The sequence below is a fragment of the Aromatoleum tolulyticum genome, from assembly GCF_900156155.1.
GTDB lineage: Bacteria > Pseudomonadota > Gammaproteobacteria > Burkholderiales > Rhodocyclaceae > Aromatoleum > Aromatoleum tolulyticum.
Genome location: NZ_FTMD01000015.1, coordinates 1 through 15,483, shown reverse-complemented (window position 1 = coordinate 15,483; position 15,483 = coordinate 1). Strand labels below are relative to the sequence as shown.

The window sequence follows — 15,483 nt, the reverse complement described above, 5'->3', positions numbered from 1 at the left end:
CCTCATGGGTCGGAAGCAGGACCGGCCTTGCGCCGTCCGGCCTTCAGGTAGCCTTCGACCTCGACGACGAAGGTCTCGGGAACGATGGGCTTGGAAATGTACCCGTCGAAGCCCGCGAGCATCACGCGAGTCTGGTCGCCCGACATCGAGAACGCTGTGACCGCGATCACGGGGACGTCGTTCAGGGCGGCGTCCATACGGATGTGTCGAAGCATTTCGAAGCCGTCCATCACGGGCATGCGCAGGTCGCTCAAGATGAGGTCGGGGGGAGGCTCCTTGCGGGCGAGTTCCAGCCCCTGCCGGCCGTCCTCGGCGATCAGCACGATGTGCCCGGCCGCTTCGAGCAGGTAGCTGACGAGTTCGAGATTCGCGGGGTTGTCCTCGACGAGGAGAATGCGCGCCGCCATGGTCATCCCTCCCGCAACACGAGCGCGAAGGTGCTGCCGACGCCCGGTTCGCTCTCGACGGTGATCCGGCCGCCCATGTGCCCAGCCAGCTTCTGGCTCAGGTGCAGGCCGAGACCGGTCCCCTCGGCAAACTTGCCGCTGCGCGGCGTGATGCGCGAGAACGGGGCGAACAGGCGTTGCAGGTCCTCCTCGCCGATGCCCGTGCCGGTGTCGCGGACGCTCACCTCGACCAGCGCGAGGTCACCCTCCGAGCGCCGCGCCAGCCGGATCGTGACGCTTCCGCGCTCGGTGAACTTGATCGCGTTCTGCACCAGGTTGATCAGGATCTGGCTGAAGGCGCGGCGGTCGGTCGACAGCCGCAAGGGCTCGTCGACCACCTCGACGGCGAAGGCAATCCCCTTGGCCTCCGCCGCAGGGCGCAGCGTCGCAGCGACGTCCTCGACCAACGCCCGGCAATCCACGGGCTCCACGACCAGCTCGATCTTGCCGGCCTCGATCTTCGCGATGTCGAGCAGATCGTTGATGAGCTCGAGCAGGTGCTGGCCGCTCGACTGGACGCGGCGCAGCTGCTTTTCCTGCACCTCGTTCAGGGGGCCCGGCAGCTTCATCAGCAGCGTGCCGGTGAAGCCGATGATCGCGTTGAGCGGCGTGCGCAGCTCGTGGCTCATGCTCGCGAGGAAACGGTCCTTCGCGGCGTTGGCCTTTGCGAGCTCGGCGTTCTTCTCATGCAGCACCTGCTCGATACGCTTGCGTTCGGTGATGTCGCGGATCGCACTGGTCACCAGCGTGCCCTCCCCCGTCTCCAGCGGACTGAGGCCGATCTCGACCGGAAACTCGCTGCCGTCCCGACGCAGGCCGTGCAGCTCCAGCCCCATGCCCATCGCCCGCGTGCGCAGCTGGCCGAAGTAGGCCGAACGATGCGCGACGTGCCCGCCGCGCAGGCGCTCGGGCAACAGCACTTCGACCGGCAGGCCGCGCAGGCGCCCCGCTTCGTAGCCGAACATGGCCTCGGCCTGGCTGTTCGCGAACACGATGCGCCCCGACGCGTTGATCAGCACGATCCCGTCGGGCATCGACTCGAGCAACGTGCCGTAGCGCGCCTCGACGAGCTTCGCGTCGCGCATCACCTTGAGCTGCGTGACGTCCTGCATGCCGATGATCAGGTACTGCGGCCGTCCCTTGTCGTCGCGCACGGTCTTCGCGCTGATCGAGACGTAGACCAGGGAACCGCCCTTGCAGCGCCGCAGCGATTCGATCGCGGCAAGGCCGTTCTCCAGCGACTCGCGACGCATGCCGCGCTCCTCGTCGGCCCGGTCGGGGGGCACGACGAGGTCGAGCAGGTCCCGCCCGACGACTTCGTCTGCCGGATAACCGAAGATGGTTTCGGCGCTCCTGCTCCAGTGCAGGACAATCCCTTCCGGCGATTGCACCACGAATGCATCGGGCGCCTCGTCCAGCAGGAGACTGCAAACGTCCATCGTCATATCCACTCCACTCCCCGGTTCGCGAATGCGGCCAGCCCTCGGGGAGGTGGGAGCGTACTTGCGGCAATACATCCCCGTCGATGACGTATCTATAGCAAATCGGCGCCCTATATCCAACTAAATCGGTCGGATAAAAACCATTATGAAAGAACGGCTTTCAGCGACCTGCATTCATCTTCGGCCCCTGTGACGATCGCCGTCGGCCAGCGTGCGCAGCACCCGCCGATAGCAGGAAGCGGCTGCCGCATTGCCAACCGCATAAACGGAGCACAGGATTTCCCGCAGCGCGCGGCACACGAAGTCGCGCTCGAGGCGGCCCGGCGTGCGGCGCATTCCGAAGGGCTTGAACAGCAGGTGCAGACGTTCGGGCGCCCCGCCCGGCGACTCCTCGCCCACCGCCGGCGGACGGTAGTCGCACGGCACGTCGACGAAACCGATGTGCCGGAACACCGCCACCGCTTCGGCTCCGCATTCGATGAACCAGCCTTCCGCAGACGTCCCGTCCTGCCTCATGCGCGCCTCGATGCGTGCGACCACCCGGCGCAGCAGGCCGCGCCCGCGCAGGCTTCCCGCAAGGACGAGATAGCCGCCGAAGCCGGCCGTCGGCAGCGTGAAGAAACTCGCCATGCCCTCGGCCGGGGCGTCCGCTGACGCACGCAGCAGCCACAGGTGGTAGTGCGCCGCGCCGCTCTCACCGACCGCGAAGGCGGCGGCAAAATCCTGCGGCGCGGCGACGCGGCCGGGGACGGGAATCGCCGCGCGGGCGATCGCGGCCGCCGTCGCGATGCCGTCCGGGGGCCGATCCGGCGACGACACGACGTCGATCTCCAATCCGTCCGTCCGGTCCTGGCCTGCGTAGCGACCGAGCGGAACCAGCGCGACGCGCGGACGCGATGCGAGTGCGTCGGACATCGCGAGGAAATCGCGGTCCGCCGCGGGCTCCTCGATGCGCATCGCCCAGCGCAGATACTCCGCGACGACAAGTCCGACCCATTGCGAGCGGAAGCCCGAGCGCGGCACGCGTCCGAACGGGCGCATGATCAGCAGCAGGCAGTCGACCGGCTGCTGTCCCGCCGACAGCGCGGGCTGCACGTAGGGGAATTCGAGCACGCCGAAGCCCCAGCGGCCCCAGATCGCCGCGCGCCGGAACGGGTCCATGTTGTCCGGTGCCGCGGGGCGGCGGAACGGATCGTTCATCTCGGCGACCACGGCGGCCAGGCGCGCGCCGTGCCGACGGGCGTCCCGGCGCAGGAGGCGGATCGCCTCGTCCAGCAGTGCGCGGCCGATGCCCGACTCGCGCCGGTTCGAAGCGACGAACAGGAACTCGATCACGCCCGCACGCGGCATGGCGAGATAGTCGAACACGACGCCCCCGACCGCTTCGCCGTCGAGTTCGGCGACGACGATGTGGTAGTTGTTGCTCCCGTACCAACCCTGCGCCTTCAGCGCGAGATAGCGGCGCATGTTGTCGAGCGATTCGCGTTCGTCGGGGTCGGGGAACTCGGCGACGTAGCGCTCGCGGTAGAAGCGCTCCAGCGCGGCGAGACCGCCGGCCGACGCGTCGAGCTCGCGAAAATGCCGGCTAGCGGCGCGGCTTCTGCCGCTGGAGCTTGTCGACATAGCCGAAGTAGTCCGCCACCAGCTCGGGCAGGTGACAGGAGGAGAAATAGCCGGCGAGCCCCCACGGTCGCTGCGCGGGGTTGTCGGAACTGCCCGGCACGACCACCGCCGCGGCAAAGTCGCGATCGCTCTCCGCCTCGAGACGCTGGCGCAGCAACTCGGGCAAGGGGTCGGCCGAGGCGTAGCGGATCGCACAGTCGCAACCGGAGTAATCCGAACTGCACACGAGGTGGAAGCGGATGCCGCTGGCAACGTCGTCGGCGTCGAAGAACTCGTTCCGCCGCTCCCACACCTGGCGCAGCAACTGGACGCTGTTCTCGACCACCGCGCGCCGCTGGAAGTGCAGCGCCGCCGGGTCGGCTACGTTGGCGTGCACGAAGACCGGCAGCAGGTTCTCCCACAGGCGGGCGTCGCCGACGCGCACGCGCTCGGCCGGACTCTCCGGCCATGACGGATAGGACTTGCGGCGCAGCAGGCGCGGCCCGATGTCCGGATCGGTCGGGTCGGGCCGGGCGAGCGCGACGAGAAACATCATCCACAGGTAGGCGGAGAAGTACACGCGCGTCTCCTCGACGGCGTGGTCGACGGACTCCAGCTGCAGCACGAGACCGTCGGCGTGATGCGCGTGCTGCGGACCGTCGCCGCACCACAGGCTCGCCTGCGCGGCCGCCATCGGATACTTGCGCGGCGGCGGTTCCTCGCCGGAATCGTCGCGTTCCAGCTCGTCGATGAGGTCGAGCGTCGCTTCGTCGTCTGCAGCCTTGCCGCCCTCGGCGTCGCCTTCACGCAGGAAATCCGGCCCCCAGCGCAGCCGCCCGGTGAGTTGCACCAGCTTCGCGCCGCGCCCCTCGGCGGCGAGATCCGACACCAGGGGGCCGAGGGTGCGCGGTTCGCCGTTGTCGGCGAGGTCGAGCTCGATCAACGGCAGCGAGTTGTTTTCATCTCCGTACCCGTACTGGTACGCAAAACGCCCCTGCCACTGCGCACAGCGGCAGATCGGGATGCTGGGCCCCCATACCAGCCAGCAGTTCCACTGCGAGGCCTGCAGGCTCTCGAACGCCCCCGAGCGCCCGCCCGCCTTGGGAATCGAATGCCGGTACGCGTTGAGGACCGGTCGCCAGTCGTCCTCGAAGCGCGACAGCAGTCCGGCGACGAGGAATTGCGGCGCGATGAAGCCGAGGTTCACGCGGATGCGCGCGAGGGTCGCGATGGCATCGCGCGCCGGGGTATCGCGTGCGGTCCGCGCAACCGCATCGAAGTAGCTTTCCCACAGTGCCTCGCGCTCCCGTGCAAGCATGAAGAACAGCGACTTCATCTCGATCACGCTGCCGCTGAAGTCGCCATCGTGCGCGCCGCGCTTCAGCTCGCCGGCGAGACGCTGCGCGGTCTCGTCGTTGTCGAGGCCGTCCAGCGACGCCTGCAGCTCCAGTACCGAGGTGGGCGCATCGGCACGCAGCAGCTGATACTCGACGAAAAGGCGCACCGCGCTGAGAAGCGCCTCGCCCGACAGCTTGCAGAACTCCGCCAGGCGTTCGACGCTCCGCCGCGCGAAGGGCTCGCGCTCCTCGACGGGAGTCTCCTGCAGCAGCGTCGCCACGAGCAGCGACGCGGCCGCGCGCGCATGTGCATCATCGTTTGCCGGCGTGCGACCGTTCCCGGCGACCGCTTTCGCGTCGCTCGCGTCGTCCTGGAGGATTCCCGCGATCTCGACCATCAGGTCACTGAGCCTGCGGCTCACCGCGACCGATTTCTCGTTGCCGAACTCCGCCAGCGCCTTGATCTTGCGCGTCTTCTCGTCCCTTACCTTGGGCCGCAGCTCGGTTTCCCTGAGCCAGCCGATCACTTCCCACGCGCTCGGGAGGATCTGCACCGGAATCACGCGCAGTCCTTCCTTGCTGCGCGCGAGCAGCTTGGGCAGTTCGGTCTTGCGGATGAAATCGGAGCTCAGGAAGGACGGGCTGATCAGCAGCAGCGCGAGGTCCGCCTGCGCGAGCGCGGTCTCGATCTCCGGCAGCCACTTGTCGCCGGCGCGGATGCCCTTGCGGTCGATCCACACCTCGACCTCGATCGGGTCGTGAAGGCCCTGCAGATGCTTCACGACGACGTCGCACCATGCGCCGTCGTCGTGACTGTAGCTGACAAATACGTTCACGATCCGGCTCATGGGGCCCCCGCCTGGTCAGGTCATCCATTGCTCACGATAGACCACGACCGCACGGCCGGCTTGCCCGCGCACACACGGGCGCGATGCCCTCCCCTTATTGAACTGGCAAGCAAATACCGTTCGGGCTGAGCCTGTCGAAGCCCTGCCAATGCCCTTCGACAGGCTCAGGGCGAACGGTTGTATTTAATTGCCGCCTTAATAGAAGGCCGTGTCGTCGAAGGCTGCGAGGGGCGCCCCGGCGGACTGTACCGTGCGCAGGTGCGCCGCGGCATGGGGCGCGAAGGTGGCCATCCAGAAACACGCCAGCTCGACCAGGCTCGCGTGGTAGGCCGCATCCCCCTCGCCCGCCGCGAGGCACCGGCGCGCGGCGAGCGCGAGGCGCGCCATCTGCCAGCTGCCGCAGACGGTGCCGAGCAGATGCAGGAAAGGCACGGCCGCCGCGAGCGCCTCGGCGTGGCGCTCCTTGCCGGCCGCGAGCAGCCAGTGCGTCGCTTCGCTCAGCGCCCCGACGTTCTCGGCGAGCCCGTCGACGATGGGACCGAAGCCGGGCTCGGCACGCAGCGCCGTAATCGTCGCACGCAGTTCCGCGATCAGCTCGCGCAGCGTCTCGCCGCCTTCGCGCAGGATCTTGCGGCCGACCAGATCGTTCGCCTGGATGCCGGTCGTGCCCTCGTAGATCGTGATGATGCGCGAATCGCGCGCGAACTGCGCGATGCCGGTCTCCTCGACGAAGCCCATGCCGCCGAACACCTGGATCGCATCCCAGCAGGCCTGCTGGCCGACCTCGGTGCACCAGCCCTTCGCGACCGGCATCAGCAGGTCCACGTAGCGCTGCGCCTTGCCCGCAACCGTCGCGTCGGGGTGATGGTGAGCGGTGTCGAACCACGCCGCCGCCGTGTACAGCAGCGCCCGCATCGCCATCACGCGCGCGCGCAGCGACAGCAGCATGCGCTTGACGTCGGGGTGGCACAGGATGGGCTTGCCGGCCTCGCCGGTGATCGCATCGCGCCCCTGCACGCGTTCGCGCGCATAGGCGAGCGCCATCTGGTAGGCGCGCTCGCCGAGGCCCGCGCCCTGCACGCCGACGCCGAAGCGCGCCTCGTTCATCATGATGAACATGGTTTCCAGCCCGCGATTCGGCTCGCCGACCAGCCAGCCGACCGCCCCGCCCGCATCGCCGTAGCTCATCGTGCAGGTCGGGCTGCCGTGGATGCCCAGCTTGTGTTCGATCGAAATGCAGCGCACGTCGTTCTTCGCGCCGGGTCTGCCGTCGGCGTCGAGCAGGAACTTCGGCACCAGGAACAGCGACAGCCCCTTCACCCCCGCCGGCGCATCCGGCAGGCGTGCGAGCACGAGATGGACGATGTTTTCCGTGAGCTCATGCTCGCCCCAGGAGATGAAGATCTTCTGCCCGAACACGCGGTACGTGCCGTCCGCCGCCGGCTCGGCGCGGGCGCGCGTCGCCGCGAGGTCCGAGCCCGCCTGCGGCTCGGTGAGGTTCATCGTGCTGCCCCACTCGCCGCTCACGACCTTGGGCAGCCAGGTCTGCTTCAGGGTGTCGCTCGCGGCGATGCGCAGCGCCTCGGCCTGGCTCACATTGAGCTGCGGCAGCATCGTGAAGGCCATGTTGGTCGAGAACCACATCTCCCACACGGGCGTGGACACCAGCTTGGGCAGCCCCTGCCCGCCGTAGTCGACCGGCAGCGACAGCCCGATCCAGCCGGCCTCGACGTATTGCTGCCACGCCTCCTTCCAGCCTTCGGGGGTCGTCACGCGCCCGTCCGCCTCCAGCCGGCAGCCCTGCAAGTCGCCGGCACGGTTGATCGGCGCGAGCACCCCGGCGGCGAACTTGCCGGCTTCGTCGAGGATGGCCTCGACGACGTCCGGCGTCGCCTCCTCGCAGCCCGGCAGGGCGGTGACGGCGTCGAGCCCGGCGAGCTCGCGCAGGATGAAGTGCATGTCGCGCAGCGGCGCGGCGTATTCGGTCATGCTTCAGTCTCCGGAGCCTGGCGTAGGGCGGATGAGCCGAGGGCGTTATCCGCCGCATGGTGCGCAGCCACTGGCCCACGCATGCGGCGGAAGGCGCTTCGCTTTTCCGCCCTACAATTTTGACGATTCACCGCGGCGCGAGCCGGATCGCCCCATCCAGCCGGATCGTCTCGCCGTTGAGCATCGCGTTCTCGACGATGGAGCGCGCGAGCTGCGCGTACTCCGCCGGCTCGCCCAGCCGCGGCGGGAAGGGCACGGACTCGCCGAGCGACTTCTGCACGTCCTCGGGCAGGCCCTTCATCATCGGCGTCAGGAACAGGCCCGGCGCGACCGTCACCACGCGGATGCCGAAGCGCGCCAGTTCGCGCGCGATCGGCAGGGTCATCGACACGATGCCGCCCTTCGACGCCGCGTAGCCCGCCTGCCCGATCTGGCCGTCGTAGGCGGCGACCGAAGCGGTGTTGATGATCACGCCGCGCTCGCCGCCGGCGTTGGCCGCGCCCTGCGCCATCGCTTCGGAGGCGATGCGGATCATGTTGAAGGTGCCGACGAGGTTCACATTCACGATGCGGCTGAAGGCGTCGAGCGGATGCGGGCCGTCCTTGCCCAGCACCTTCGCGGCGGTGCCGATGCCGGCGCAGTTCACGAGCCCCTGCAGGCCGCCGAAGCGCGACACGGCGAGTCCGACGCAGCCGCGCGCGTCGCCCTCCGTGGCGACGTCGGTGCGATGGAAGGCCGCGCGCGGGCCGAGTTCGTCGGCGAGCTTCTCGCCCGCCGCGGTGTTGAGGTCGGCGATGACCACATTGGCGCCGGCGGCGTGGAACGCGCGCGCGGTCGCTTCACCGAGGCCGGAAGCGCCGCCGGTGACAATGAAGGTGCTGTTTTCGAGTTGCATTTGATGTCCCTTATGTTCCCGCCAACAATCGCTTGATCTCGAATTGACGGCCGGTGTTCACTCCCTCCCCTTCAAGGGGAGGGTTGGGGTGGGGATGGGTTAAGCAGACGCGGCCGAAACCCATCGCCCCTTACCTCCCCCTTCAGGGCGAGGAACAGGGCGCCCGGGAAGCGTTCATGTATTCGTCGCCACATCAATAATTCCCGTTCTCGACCACGATCGCCACGCCCTGCCCGCCGCCGCAGCACGCGGACGACACGCCGAACTGCAGCCCGGCCTCGCGCAGCTCGCGCGCCACCGTCGTCGTCAGGCGCACGCCCGACGCGCCCAGCGGATGGCCGATCGCGATCGCGCCGCCATGCACGTTGCAGCGCTCGCGGTCCAACTCCAGCTCCCGCTCGCACGCGAGGTACTGCGCGCCGAAGGCTTCGTTGATCTCGACGCGCCCCAGGTCGCCGACTGTCAGCCCGGCCCGCGCCGCGGCGACGCGGATCGACGGCGCCGGCCCGATGCCCATGATCTCCGGCGGCACCGCGACCGAAGCGCCGGCGACGATGCGCGCGAGCGGCTTCACGCCGTGTGCCCGCACCCAGTCGCCGTGCGCGACGATCACCGCGGCCGCGCCGTCGACGATCGCCGAGCTGTTGCCGCCCGTCTGCACGCCGCCGAATGCCGGCTTCAGTTTCTGCAGGGTTGCCAGCGACGTCGGGCGCACGTGGCCGTCGCGATCCACGCACTCGACGCGATCAGCGAGCTTCAGCGCACGCGGGTTGTAACCCGGGAGCACCCAATTCGCATTGACGACTGACGCGACCTCGTCGGCGAAATACCCCGAATCCCATGCCGCGCACGCGCGCGCGAAGCTCTGCGCGGCGAAGTGGTCCACCTCTTCGCGCGAGATGCCGTAGCGCTTGGCGAGATTCTCGGCGGTGTCGCCCATGCTGTCGCCCGGCGCGGTGTCCTTGGTCGCCTCCCACAGGAAATCGCGGAAGTCGAGCTGCCCCATGCGAAAGCCCGCGCGGTGCGTGTAGGCGGCGATCGGGTTGCGCGACATCGACTCGGTGCCCACGCACAGCGCGACCTTCGCCTTGCCCAGCGTGATCTGGTCGGCGGCGGCGAGGATGGTCTCGAAGCCGGTGCCGCACAGGCGCTGCACCAGCAGCGCCGGCACGGCCGGGTTCACGCCCGCATACAGGCCGATGTGGCGCGGCAGGAAGTAGGCATCGAAGCTCGCCTGCGCCATGTTGCCGGCGACGATCGCATCGACCTCGCCGGCCGGGATGCCGCTGCGCTCGAACAGCGCACGCGCGGCGAAGATGCCCAGATCGGTCGGCGACACGTCGCGCAGCGGGCCGTTGTAGTCGGCGAAGGGCGTGCGCTGCCCCGCCACCAGCCAGATGTCGTCGTAGGCGCGCGCTTGCGCCGCGGCTTCGGATGCTGCGTAAGGATTCGTCATCGCTGCGGTCCCTGTCCCTTGCGTTGCAGGAAATGCCCGATGCGCTCGGCGACTTCCGGGCTGGTCTGTGTCAGTGCGGCGGTCAGCGATTCGACGAAGAGGCCGTCGTCGCTCGCCAGGTTGTCGATGCGCTGGACCGCGCTGACCATCGCCCAGTTCGCCATCGGCGCGTTCTCGGCGATGCGGCGCGCGAGCTGCTGCGCCTTCGCCAGCGCCTCGCCGGGGCCGACGAGGTAGTGCGACAGACCGAGACGCTGGCCTTCGTCGGATTCGAGGATGCGTCCGGTCAGCATCATTTCGCACATGCGCCCCGCGCCGATGATCTTCGCGACGCGCACCGACGCGCCGCCGCCGACGAAGATGCCGTGCCGCCCTTCCGGCAGCTGGTAGATCGTGTTCGGCTCGGCCACGCGCACGTGGGCCGAGGTCGCCAGCTCCAGCCCGCCGCCGATCACCGCGCCGTGCAGCGCCGCGACAACGGGAATGCCGCCGTTCTGGACGCGGTCGAACACGCGGTGCCAGCTGCGCGAGTGCTGCATCACGCCGAAGGGGTCGCGGTGCTGGTGCTCGGAGAGATCCAGCCCGGCGCAGAAGTGCTCGCCCTCGCCGCCGAGGACGATGGCCCGCGTCCCTTCGGGTACGGCCGCGAAAGCGGCATCGATCGCATTGAGCAGACGGTCGCTGATCGCGTTGCGCTTCGCAGGCCGCGCCAGCATCACCGTGTAGATGTTGTTTTCGAATGAAGTCTTAACCAGTTCTTCGCTCATGGGGCGATCCTTTCCACTTGTCGTGCCGCCTTTGACCGGGCGGCTCCGGTTCATGCAGTGACGACGGTCTTGTCCGGCATTTCCGCGTACAAGGCCGCAACGAGATCCTTGCGCCGCGCCAGCACCGCGCGCTGGTTGATGTAGCCCTTGTCGGTGATCTCGCCCGCCTCCACCGACGGCGGTTCCGCCATCAGCAGTGCGCGCGTCGGCACCGTCGAGGATCCGCCTCCGCCCTGCGCCAGCGCCGTCATCCCGAGACGCACCCGCGCCAGCACCGCCGGATTCGTCAGCACCTGCTCGACCGGTGCATCGGCGGGCAGGCCGGGGCACAGCGAGCGGCATTCGGAGACGTTCGGGAACACGAGGAAGCCGATCTCGTCGCGGTCGTGGCCGGTCACGACGATGTCCTGGGCGACCGGCTTCAGGGCGTCGATGCCCTTCACCCGCAGCGATCCCACATGCACCCAGGTGCCGGTCAGCAGCTTGAAGTCCTCGCCGACGCGGCCGTCGAACAGCAAGCCCTGCTCAGGCTGCGCCGGATCGACGAACTCGACCGCGTCGCCGATCAGGTAAAAGCCTTCCTCGTCGAAGGACTTGGCCGTGAGCTCGGGCTGCTTCCAGTAGCCGGGGAACACGTTCGGCCCTCTCACGCGCACTTCGAGCTTGTCCGCCGACGGCACCAGTTTCAGTTCGACGCCCGGCACCGGCACGCCGATCACGCCCGAGCGCACCGCCTGGAAGTGGCAGTCGGTCGCGAGCGGCGCGGTCTCGGTCGAACCCCACGACGACACCATCGTGACGCGGCGGCCGGTGGATTCCTCCGAGAGGTTCTCCAGTTCCGCCCACAGGTGCTGCGGCAGCGCGGCACCGGCGTAGAAGATCAGCTTCAGGCGCCCGAAGAAGGCCTCGCGCAGTTCCGCATCCCGGCGCAGTTCGGGCACCAGCATGTCGTAGGCGCGCGGCACGCTGAAGTAGATCGTCGGCGACACGTCCTTGAGGTTGCGCAGCGTCTTGCCCAGCAGCGCCGGCACCGGCTTGCCGTCGTCGATGTAGAGGCTGCCGCCGCAACGCAGCACCATGTTCAGGTTGTGGTTGCTGCCGAAGGTGTGGCTCCACGGCAGCCAGTCCACCAGCACCGGCGGCTCGTCCTTGAGGAAGGGCCACACCAGCTCCTTCGCGAGCTGGCTCGCACACAGCATGCGCTGCGTGTTGATGACGGCCTTCGGCGTACCGACCGAACCCGACGTGAACAGGAACTTGGCCGTCGTGTCCGGCGTGATGCGGTCGAAGGCGCGCATCACCGCGGCTTCGTCGCTGCTTGCCTCGCCATCACTTGCCTCGATATCCGCGAACCCCACGCACCCCGGCGCCTGCCCGCTGCGCCGGCCCGCCACCACGACGCCGTCGTGCAGCGGCCGGATCGCCTCGATCGCCGCGCCGAATCGCGCCACGTCATCCGCATACACGACGCCCGGCCGCATCAGCTCGATGTTGCCCTTGAGCTTGGCGAAGTCTTTCGACATCAGCGAGTTGCCGGTCGATATCGCGCACGAAGGCACACCGACATGCATCGCCGCATACATCAGCAGCGCATGCTCGATGGAGTTGTCGGACAGGATCACGACCGGCCGCTCCGCGGACAGGTTCTGCCCCAGCAGCCAGGTCGCGATCGCGACCACGCGCCGGCGCGCCTCGCCGTAGCTCACCCGGTCCCACTCGCCCGCCGCATTGCGCTCGGCGAGGAAGACGCGCTCCGGTGCTTCGCGCGCCCAATGCTCCAGCCACTCGCCGACGCAGCGCGCGTACGTCTGCGGCAGCGGGATGCCCGAGCGCAGGATGCGGCTGCCGTCGGGCCGTTCTTCGACATTGACGACCGGGCGCGCGAACATCGCCTCGGTCTCGTTGATCGCAGTGCTCATGAATCGTCCCCGCGTGCGCTGCTTACTTGATCAGCTTGTAGTTGCCGCTGTCGATCTTCACCAGCACGTGCGAGCGCTCGTCCAGGCCGAAATGGTCGTTGGCGTTCATGTTGTACACGCCGTGGCTCGCGATGACCTCCTTGTTCCCCTCGAGCGCGTCGCGCAGGGCCGCGCGGAATTCCGGGGTGCCGGGCTTGGCGCTCTTCAGCGCGACCGGTACCGCCTGCTCGATCAGCCGCCACGCGTCGAAGGCATGGCCGGCGAAGGACGAGAACGAGCCGCCGCCGTACTTTTCCTCGTACTTCGTCACGAGGCTCTTGCCCATCGCCTTGGACGGATGCGAATCGGCAATCTGGTCCACCACCACGACCGGCCCGACCGGGATGATCACGCCGTCGGCCGCCTTGCCCGCGACCTTGAGGAAGGCCTGATTCGCGACCGCGTGGGTCTGATACACCTGCCCCTTGTAGCCGCGTTCGACCAGCGTGGTCTGCGGCAGGGCGGCGGGGCTGCCGGAACCGGCAACGAGAATCGCGTCCGGCCGCGCCGACACCAGCTTCAGGATCTGGCCGCTCACCGAAGTGTCCGCACGCGCATAACGCTCGGTCGCGACCAGCTTGATCCCGGCCGCTTCCGCCTTGGCGGTCACCGAAGTCAGCCAGTCCTCGCCATACGCATCCGAGAAGCCGATGAAGCCGAGCGTCTTCACCCCGTTCTGCTTCATGTGCCCGACGACTGCAGCGGCCATCACGCTGTTCTGCTGCGGGGTGCGGAACACCCATTTGTTGCGCTCCGCAGGCAGCGACACCGGGCTGATCGTGACCTGCGGCGTGGCACTCTCGTTGGCCACCTCGGCCATCGCGGCGGTCGCCGGTGTCGTCGAGGAGCCGATCAGTACGTCCACCTTGTCCTCGCTGACCAGCCTGCGAGCGTTCTTGGTGGCCATGGTGGGATCGGTCGCATCGTCGAGTACGATGAAATTGACCTTCTCGCTGCCGATCTGTGCCGGCAGCAGCGCGAATACGTTCTTCTCCGGAATCCCGAGCGAAGCGCCCGGTCCGGTTGCCGACAGCGAGATGCCGATCGTGATGTCGGCCAGGGCCGGCGAGACGTACGAGGCAGCAGCCAGCGAGCACAGCACTGCGAGTTTCTTGACCTGCATGTTCACTCACTCCTTTGGTGTCTTTGCGCCCGACGGTGTCGGGTCGATTGGGTGGCGGTTCTGGCCGCTCTGTCGCCGGACCTCGCACGGAGCCGGCATGGTGTGAAAGTTAGCAGCGCTATTGTCACTTGTCAAACACTTGTTCGACTAGTTTGTTAACTTCCTTGTGCACTCCCGCGCACGACGTTCCGGCAAACGGAGATCCGCAACCGGAACCTCGCGTAAATCTCAGAAACTGTGCCGCATGCCGACGCCGATCAACCTCGTCGCCCCGCCACGCTCGGCCAACCCGTTATAGACGCTGCGCGCCACCGCATCGTCGTTGTCGGCGCGGATCACGCGCCCGTACAGCGCCGTGCGCTTCGAAAGGTCATGGCTGTAACCGAGGGCCCAGGAACGCGAATCCGACTGGCTCGCATCCGACCTGTAGGCAGCGTAGGCGACCTGCACGTTGCCCGCCGCGCCCACGGGGATGCGCACGCCGAGGTTCCACAGCCGTGCCTCCGCCGCCACGTCGCCGTCCAGCGACTGGTAGCTGCCGATCACTTTCACGAGCTTGAAGTCGTAGGACGCGCCGAGCATGTGCTCGCGCTGGCGCCGGTCCACGATGGGCGCGGCGACGGTGCTGGTGTCGAGGCGATGGAACACGTAGCCGACCGACAGCGGGCCGTTCGCATAGTTGATGCTCGCGCCGGCGAACTCGCCCGCGTTGCGGTTCACCGTGCTCTCCTGCCCCAGGCCGTACATCGCGCTGACCGTCAGCCCGCCCCAGTTCGGCGAGTTGTAGTTGATCGAGTTGTTCATCCGCCCCGGGCCGGTCGACACGATGCTCATGCTCCCCTGTGCCGCGAGCGCGGTGACCGGCGAAAACGGCCCGCCCATCAGCGCGTCGTAGCGCAACAGCGACATCCAGTACCCCGGCGAGTGCTGGCGCCCCGCCGTGACGGTCCCGAAGCCGCCCTGCAGGCCGACCAGCGACTGCCGGCTGAACAGCACACCCAGCGGCACGGTGCCGCCCGTATCGACGGCGATGCCGCTTTCCAGCCGGAACAGCGCCTTCAAACCGTTGCCCAGATCCTCGGTGCCATAAAAGCCGATGCGACTCGGCTCCAGCCCGCCGCTGTCGACCACCGTGAGGCTCTTGTGCTCCCCGCGCGCCTGCCCCACGAACATGTCCATCGCACCGTAGATCGTGACGTTCGACTGTGCGAACGCCGGTCCGGCAACCACCGCCAGCGCGGCAAACCCTGCAGCCATTCCAAGACCCTTCATGCCTCCTCCTTTGCCGTATCGATATATTTATGAGCGGACGACGGGCACAACACTGCGCCGCCCGCGTCGTCCGGCGCAGGCGGTCGAAAGCAATGAATGAGGGGATCAGGCCGCGAGCCTGTCCTGGTGCTTGCCGCCCAGCCCGAGATACGCCTCGATCACGCGCGGATCATCGGCGAGCTGCTTGGCCGGGCCTTCCATCGAGATCTCGCCGGTCTCCAGCACGTACGCGTAGTCGGCGACCTGCAGCGCCGCGCGCGCGTTCTGCTCGACCAGCAGGATCGACACCCCGCGCCGGCGCAGCTCGCTGATGATGCGGAAGATCTCGCGCACGATCAGCGGCGCGAG

Annotated in this window: 11 protein-coding genes and 1 pseudogene; all 12 read right to left on the bottom strand. The window is 68.2% G+C overall.

Translation table 11 applies throughout. The features are described from left to right. Nucleotides 1–2: 2 nt before the first annotated feature. A complete protein-coding gene (locus BW991_RS19035; RefSeq protein ID WP_076603704.1) occupies nt 3–407 on the bottom strand; it encodes a response regulator in 405 nt (134 codons plus the stop codon). A gap of 2 nt (nt 408–409) precedes the next feature. Beyond that, on the bottom strand, nt 410–1,885 hold the full coding sequence (locus tag BW991_RS19030; protein ID WP_244551762.1) for a PAS domain S-box protein: 1,476 nt from the start codon (nt 1,883–1,885) through the stop codon (nt 410–412). 177 nt (nt 1,886–2,062) lie between these two features. Beyond that, nucleotides 2,063–3,511 (bottom strand): GNAT family N-acetyltransferase, encoded by a 1,449-nt coding sequence (locus BW991_RS19025; RefSeq protein WP_076603702.1) that lies wholly within the window; start codon nt 3,509–3,511, stop codon nt 2,063–2,065. Continuing rightward, entirely contained in the window at nt 3,474–5,675 is a 2,202-nt protein-coding gene (locus tag BW991_RS19020; RefSeq protein ID WP_076603701.1) for a toll/interleukin-1 receptor domain-containing protein, read from the bottom strand. The genes BW991_RS19025 and BW991_RS19020 overlap by 38 nt, the downstream gene beginning before the upstream one ends. 195 nt (nt 5,676–5,870) lie before the next feature. Beyond that, complete coding sequence (locus tag BW991_RS19015) at nt 5,871–7,664, bottom strand: acyl-CoA dehydrogenase (protein WP_076603700.1); 1,794 nt, start codon at nt 7,662–7,664, stop codon at nt 5,871–5,873. Between the two features lie 127 nt (nt 7,665–7,791). Beyond that, nucleotides 7,792–8,559, bottom strand: coding sequence for a 3-hydroxyacyl-CoA dehydrogenase (locus tag BW991_RS19010; protein WP_076603699.1), 768 nt, complete (start codon nt 8,557–8,559; stop codon nt 7,792–7,794). Nucleotides 8,560–8,752: 193 nt separating this feature from the next. Further along, nucleotides 8,753–10,015: a thiolase family protein gene (locus tag BW991_RS19005; RefSeq protein ID WP_076603698.1), complete on the bottom strand. Its 1,263-nt coding sequence runs from the start codon at nt 10,013–10,015 to the stop codon at nt 8,753–8,755. Further along, complete coding sequence (locus BW991_RS19000; RefSeq protein WP_076603697.1) at nt 10,012–10,782, bottom strand: crotonase/enoyl-CoA hydratase family protein; 771 nt, start codon at nt 10,780–10,782, stop codon at nt 10,012–10,014. The genes BW991_RS19005 and BW991_RS19000 overlap by 4 nt, the downstream gene beginning before the upstream one ends. A 50-nt stretch (nt 10,783–10,832) precedes the next feature. Beyond that, a complete protein-coding gene (locus BW991_RS18995) occupies nt 10,833–12,701 on the bottom strand; it encodes a feruloyl-CoA synthase (protein WP_076603696.1) in 1,869 nt (622 codons plus the stop codon). Nucleotides 12,702–12,723: 22 nt separating this feature from the next. After that, the gene (locus tag BW991_RS18990) at nt 12,724–13,863 is read right to left on the bottom strand and encodes an ABC transporter substrate-binding protein (protein ID WP_076603695.1); all 1,140 of its coding nucleotides are present in this window, start codon (nt 13,861–13,863) and stop codon (nt 12,724–12,726) included. 228 nt (nt 13,864–14,091) lie between these two features. Further along, the gene (locus BW991_RS18985; RefSeq protein ID WP_084205156.1) at nt 14,092–15,135 is read right to left on the bottom strand and encodes a porin; all 1,044 of its coding nucleotides are present in this window, start codon (nt 15,133–15,135) and stop codon (nt 14,092–14,094) included. 105 nt (nt 15,136–15,240) lie between these two features. Further along, nucleotides 15,241–15,483, bottom strand: a pseudogene (locus BW991_RS18980) (ABC transporter ATP-binding protein); the annotation flags it as partial.

Coding starts and splice junctions, on each gene's coding strand:
- BW991_RS19035 (WP_076603704.1), bottom strand. CDS start 407: ATGGCGGCGCGCATTCTCCTCGTCGAGGACAACCCCGCGAATCTCGAA.
- BW991_RS19030 (WP_244551762.1), bottom strand. CDS start 1,885: ATGGACGTTTGCAGTCTCCTGCTGGACGAGGCGCCCGATGCATTCGTG.
- BW991_RS19025 (WP_076603702.1), bottom strand. CDS start 3,511: ATGTCGACAAGCTCCAGCGGCAGAAGCCGCGCCGCTAGCCGGCATTTT.
- BW991_RS19020 (WP_076603701.1), bottom strand. CDS start 5,675: ATGAGCCGGATCGTGAACGTATTTGTCAGCTACAGTCACGACGACGGC.
- BW991_RS19015 (WP_076603700.1), bottom strand. CDS start 7,664: ATGACCGAATACGCCGCGCCGCTGCGCGACATGCACTTCATCCTGCGC.
- BW991_RS19010 (WP_076603699.1), bottom strand. CDS start 8,559: ATGCAACTCGAAAACAGCACCTTCATTGTCACCGGCGGCGCTTCCGGC.
- BW991_RS19005 (WP_076603698.1), bottom strand. CDS start 10,015: ATGACGAATCCTTACGCAGCATCCGAAGCCGCGGCGCAAGCGCGCGCC.
- BW991_RS19000 (WP_076603697.1), bottom strand. CDS start 10,782: ATGAGCGAAGAACTGGTTAAGACTTCATTCGAAAACAACATCTACACG.
- BW991_RS18995 (WP_076603696.1), bottom strand. CDS start 12,701: ATGAGCACTGCGATCAACGAGACCGAGGCGATGTTCGCGCGCCCGGTC.
- BW991_RS18990 (WP_076603695.1), bottom strand. CDS start 13,863: ATGCAGGTCAAGAAACTCGCAGTGCTGTGCTCGCTGGCTGCTGCCTCG.
- BW991_RS18985 (WP_084205156.1), bottom strand. CDS start 15,135: ATGAAGGGTCTTGGAATGGCTGCAGGGTTTGCCGCGCTGGCGGTGGTT.